At 70.7% G+C, this 1861-nt stretch carries 2 protein-coding genes and 1 pseudogene; all 3 read left to right on the top strand.

Annotated elements, in window-relative coordinates; genetic code table 11:
• Positions 1-168, top strand: a pseudogene (locus ACFPCV_RS25620) (2-oxoacid:ferredoxin oxidoreductase subunit beta); the annotation flags it as partial.
• Between the two features lie 357 nt (positions 169-525).
• Complete coding sequence (locus tag ACFPCV_RS25615; RefSeq protein WP_378058888.1) at positions 526-1029, top strand: SRPBCC family protein; 504 nt, start codon at positions 526-528, stop codon at positions 1027-1029.
• Positions 1029-1760: an AMP-binding protein gene (locus tag ACFPCV_RS25610; protein ID WP_378058887.1), complete on the top strand. Its 732-nt coding sequence runs from the start codon at positions 1029-1031 to the stop codon at positions 1758-1760. The genes ACFPCV_RS25615 and ACFPCV_RS25610 overlap by 1 nt, the downstream gene beginning before the upstream one ends.
• The last annotated feature ends 101 nt before the right edge of the window (positions 1761-1861 follow it).

The raw sequence follows: 1861 nt of genomic DNA, 5'->3' as shown, positions 1-1861 counted from the left end.
CGCCTGTCCACACAGGACCTCACACACACCGTCACCGGGATCTACCGCAACGTCGAACGGCCCACCTACGACGACCAGGCCCGGCAGCAGGTCGCCACGGCGGTGGAGACGAAACCTGCCGACCTGCGGTCACTCCTCCGGGGCGGCGACACGTGGACGGTCAGCTGAGCAGCGCAGCCACACCGGCCGGCGCGATCCCCGCTCCCACTCCCGGTACGCCCGCACGACCAGCGCGCGAAACCGCTGTCGCGTTCCAGGGCCCGCGTCCACGGTGACGACCGCGGGCCTGAGGCTGCGTGGCACGCCATGATGCGTCATCTCGGCCTCCTTCACGCCATGTGGTCAGGATGCGAGCCGCGCCTGGAGTCATGCTCGTAACAGACACGAAACCGCTGGTAGCGGTCCCTTTGCCGCGAGCGTTCAAGCTGGGTGGCGAACAGTCGAGCAGCCCGCGAGCCGCTTTCCAGCGGTGGTGAGGAAACTCACAGGAAGCCCCGCCACCGGGAGAGCAGGAGGGAGCGAACCATGACGGAACTGAAGATCTGGACCACACGCCAGACGGTCAGGGTCACCGCCCCGCCCAAGCGCGTGTACGAGCTGGTCGCCGACATCGAGGGCTGGCCCACGGTCTTCGACACGGTGGCCGCCGTCGAGCGACTCGGGATCGACCGTGGCTGCGAGCGGTTCCGGATCGTCGAACGCACGGGAAACACCTGGACCTCGGTGCGTGAGGCGAACACGAAGAGGCTGCAGGTGCGGTACCGGCGGATCGATCCGCCGGTACCGCTCGAGTCGATGGCCGGTCTGTGGCGGGTCGAAACGAAGGTGACGGGCGTGGTGGTGGCGCTCGACCACTACTTCCGTGTCGCGGAAGACAACCCGGAGACCGCGGCCGTGGCGGCGGAGAAGATCGCCGCCATCGGCACGGCGATGCTCGGCTCGCTGCGGCGGGTCGTGGACTCCGGTGGCGCGGCGCACCCGCCCACGTCCTGTTCGGACGATGCGGCCCCGGAAAGGAAGGCCTCGTGATGACCTCGTACGCAGATCTGCCCGTCGGCTCGGTCGACGTGCTGCCCAGCCGTGCCGCGGTGACCTGGCCAGACCGCGCCGCGCTGCGCACCACCAGCAGCACGGTGACGTTCGCCGAGCTGGACCGTGCCGTGTCCCGGCTGGCGTTCGGCCTGCGGCAGCGGCTCGGCGGCGACGGGCTGACCGTGGCCGTGGCCGCGTTGCCGGGCACGCACTTCCCGACGGCGTTCTACGCGATCGTCCGCAGCGGCAACGTCGCGGCACCGGTCGACCCGGACCTGCCCTCGGACGCCTTCGCCGACTTCCTCGCCGTGACCAGGGCCCGCGCGGCGATCCTTGGCCGCGCGATGTACGAGCGGGTCCGCCCGGTGCTGCCCGCGTCGCTGGAACTGGTGCTGCTGCTCGACGCGCCCGCGGAACCGGGGGTGCTGACGTGCGCCGAGCTGGCGACCGGCGGTGGGCTGCTGGTCGAACCCCGGGACCGCGACGAACGCGAGCCCGCCGCGATCCTGTCCGGCCTGCTGACCCATCAGGCGCTGAAGTGCCGGGCCGCGGCGGTGAACCTGACGGCGGACGCGGTCATCCTGACCACGACCCCGTTCTACGACCCGATCACGCTGAGCGCCGCGGTACTGACCGGCGCCACGCAAGTCCTGTCCCGCCACGACGACCACCCGGCGTCCCGCCCCGCCACCCACGTACTGACCCCCTCCGGCCTGAAAGCCGCCTAACCCCGCGAGTCCCCGCTTCAGGACCCGCGAGTCTCCCGTTCAGTCGTCGGTGTCCTCTGGCGAGGACGTCCTGCTGGGGGTGAAAATCTTGTCTGGTCGCC

The sequence above is a fragment of the Actinophytocola glycyrrhizae genome (assembly GCF_042653545.1).
In the GTDB taxonomy this organism is placed as follows: Bacteria; Actinomycetota; Actinomycetes; order Mycobacteriales; family Pseudonocardiaceae; genus Actinophytocola; species Actinophytocola glycyrrhizae.
Note: the sequence above shows the minus strand (reverse complement) of the source record. Positions and strands in the feature narration are given on the sequence as shown.